Below are 2889 nucleotides of genomic sequence, written 5' to 3'. Positions count from 1 at the left end.
TGGCCACACCTGATAGTGACTTTCATGTTATTTTTATTGAAGATAAAACAAAGAAAATTGAGTATATGGGTGGGCCAAAAAAAATAAAAAACGACTATTATTTTGAAAATTATACAACGATTGATACAGTTAATAATAATGATACCTTAATTATTAAAAACTTCGATTTTGGCTTAAATCAGGTGAATTCAGAAAGCAATGAATTGTTTGGCTATTCACAGATATTTGGTGATTTTGTATTAAAAAAAGAATTTGAATATAATGTTGTTACTGAAAACGGTTATGGGATAAATCAAGTAGAATCTAAAAAATTATTTGATAATATTGAATTCAAAAATGTTGAATTCTTACAAAGAAGCTCAACCAAAGATTTTTATTTTAAAGTTATACTTTCCAAAAAGAAAAAAGAAGATATTAAAATTACTGGCATCAATGTTTACAGTAAAAAAAATGGGGAGCTATTACAAACCATAAGGAATTCAAAAGGGTATATTTTTCATACATTTCAAGCTATACGAATCGGTGATTTTGATTTTGATGGTAATGAAAATGATTTTTCTCTGAATAATAGTGAATCTTATGCCGTCAATGTCCCACAAATATATTACATCTATGATGATTCACAAAATAAATATATTGAAGCGAATTTAGAAGGATATTCGATTCAGTTTGATTCAGAAAATAAAATAGCAACCAGTACAAAAACATGTGGCGATGTAGTTATTTATTCATCTAATGTTTTATTAAAAAAATTATATTATTTTAATAATAAAGAAAAAAAATATACTTATATAGATAAGTACTGTGCAGCTATTCCAGATGGTGTTAATTATTATTTAAGACAATGTACCAAAAAAGAAAGACTGGATTGTGAAAAAGCTGTAGTAGAGGTTGGAGATGAGCCTTAAACAAAATATTTAACTTGTTTAAGGTAGATAACTTATTAAAAAACTAAGACAAATATCATAATGAATACAATGAAATATATACTGATGATAGTTTTTCTTATTCCGCAAGTAACAGAAGCAGTCTATCGTGTCTACAGCGGAAATATGGGGGATGATAAAGTTGAATTTTATTTGTTGGCCACACCTGATAGTGACTTTCATGTTATTTTTATTGAAGATAAAACAAAGAAAATTGAGTATATGGGTGGGCCAAAAAAAATAAAAAACGACTATTATTTTGAAAATTATACAACGATTGATACAGTTAATAATAATGATACCTTAATTATTAAAAACTTCGATTTTGGCTTAAATCAGGTGAATTCAGAAAGCAATGAATTGTTTGGCTATTCACAGAAATTTGGTGATTTTAAATTAAAAAAAGAATTTGAATATAATGTTTTTGCTGCAAACGGTTATGAGCTAACTCGAGTAGAATCTAAACAGTTATTTGATAATACTGAGTTTGAAAATATCGAATTTTTACAAAGAAGCTCAACCAAAGATTTTTATTTTAAAGTTATATTATCCAAAAAGAAAAAAGAAGATATTAAAATTACTGGCATCAATGTTTACAGTAAAAAAAATGGGGAGCTATTACAAACCATAAAGAATTCAAAAGGGTATGTTTTTTATACATTTCATGCTATACAAATTGGTGATTTTGATTTTGATGGTAATGAAAATGATTTTTTTCTTCAGGGTGCCGAGTCCCACGCCGCTAATGTCCCGCAAATATATTACGTCTATGATGAGTCACAAAATAAATATATTGAAGCAAATTTAGAAGGATATTCGATTCAGTTTGATTCAGAAAATAAAATAGCAACCAGTACAAAAACATGTGGTGATGTTTTTGTTGACCCAATGTTTTTTACCAAATTAAATAAACAATATCTTTTTAATAAAAACAAAAAAAAATATGATTACCAAGATCAATACTGCATTTCTTATGAAAATTCTGAGGAAAAATCTATTCATAAAAAATGTACTAAAAAAGAAAGACTGGATTGCGAAAAAGCTGTGGTAGAGGTTGGAGAGGAGCCTTAAACAAAATATTTAACTTTTTTAAGGTAGATAACTTATTAAAAAACTAAGACAAATATCATAATGAAAACAATAAAATATATACTGATAATAGTTTTTCTTATTCCGCAAGTAACAGAAGCAGTCTATCGTGTCTACAGCGGAAATATAGGTGATGATAAAGTTGAATTTTATTTGTTGGCCACGCCTGATAGTAACTTTGATATTACTTATATTAAAGACAAAACATATGAAGTTGGATATATAGGAGGACCTCAAAAAAAAGAAAACGATTATTATTTTAAAAACTTTACAACGATTGATACAGATAATGATAGTGATACATTAATTATTAAAAATTTTGATTTTAGTTTAAACAAGGTAAAATCAGAAAGTAATTATTTATTTGGGTATTCAGAGAAATTTGGTGATTTTAAATTAAAAAAAGAATTTGAATATAATGTTTTTACTGCAAACGGTTATGAGCTAACTCGAGTAGAATCCAAACAGTTATTTGATAATACAGAGTTTAACAATATCGAATTTTTACAAAGAAGCTCAACCAAAGATTTTTATTTTAAAGTTATATTATCCAAAAAGAAAAAAGAAGAAATTAAAATTACTGGCATCAATGTTTACAGTAAAAAAAATGGGGAGCTATTACAGACCATAAAGAATTCAAAAGGGTATGTTTTTTATACATTTCATGCTATACAAATTGGTGATTTTGATTTTGATGGTAATGAAAATGATTTTTTTCTTCAGGGTGCTGAGTCCCACGCCGCCAATGTCCCGCAAATATATTACGTCTATGATGATTCACAAAATAAGTATATTGAAGCGAATTTAGAAGGATATTCGATTCAGTTTGATTCAGAAAATAAAACAGCAACCAGTACAAAAACATGTGGTGATG

The 2889-nt window shown here is 27.1% G+C and carries 3 protein-coding genes; all 3 read left to right on the top strand.

The window, feature by feature from the left end; genetic code table 11:
• A partial coding sequence (locus H3S73_RS13450; protein ID WP_198248914.1) for a hypothetical protein occupies nt 1-908 on the top strand: 908 nt, incomplete at its 5' end.
• 84 nt (nt 909-992) lie between these two features.
• Complete coding sequence (locus H3S73_RS13445; protein WP_198248913.1) at nt 993-1997, top strand: hypothetical protein; 1005 nt, start codon at nt 993-995, stop codon at nt 1995-1997.
• Between the two features lie 60 nt (nt 1998-2057).
• Nucleotides 2058-2889 (top strand): hypothetical protein (locus H3S73_RS13440; RefSeq protein ID WP_198248912.1); only part of this gene is annotated, 832 nt, incomplete at its 3' end.

This window comes from Gilliamella sp. B14384G12 (genome assembly GCF_016101825.1).
Classification (GTDB): domain Bacteria; phylum Pseudomonadota; class Gammaproteobacteria; order Enterobacterales; family Orbaceae; genus Gilliamella; species Gilliamella apicola_N.
This window is presented reverse-complemented; position numbering and strand designations above follow the sequence as displayed.

Excerpts from the sequence above, each read along its gene's own strand:
- H3S73_RS13445 (WP_198248913.1), top strand. The coding sequence starts at position 993 with ATGATAGTTTTTCTTATTCCGCAAGTAACAGAAGCAGTCTATCGTGTC.